A 351-nucleotide genomic window follows, 5' to 3' on the forward strand; every position below is an offset into this window, starting at 1 on the left:
GCTACAAGCAGCTCCCGGTGAACTTCTATCAGATTCAGACCAAGTTCCGCGACGAGCGCCGGCCCCGCTTCGGCATCATGCGTGGCCGCGAGTTCACCATGAAGGACGCCTATTCCTTCGACCGGGACCTGGACGGCCTGAAGGGCTCGTACCGCAACATGTACGACACCTACACGCGCATCTTCCAGCGTTTCGGCCTGGAATTCCGCGCTGTGGCGGCCGATAACGGCGCCATCGGCGGCTCGGGCTCGCACGAGTTCCACGTGATCGCCGATACCGGCGAGGACGCCATCGTCTACTGCCCCACCTCGGAATACGCCGCCAACATGGAAGCCKCCGAGGCGCTGCCGC

1 protein-coding gene is annotated in these 351 nt (G+C 64.3%); it reads left to right on the forward strand.

Features of this window, described 5'->3' with window-relative positions:
• Nucleotides 1-17 precede the first annotated feature (17 nt).
• On the forward strand, nucleotides 18-351 hold a 334-nt coding region (locus tag AC1DCP_RS26755; protein ID WP_476774924.1), incomplete at its 3' end, for an aminoacyl--tRNA ligase-related protein.

The organism is Agrobacterium sp. 10T429 (assembly GCF_056393925.1).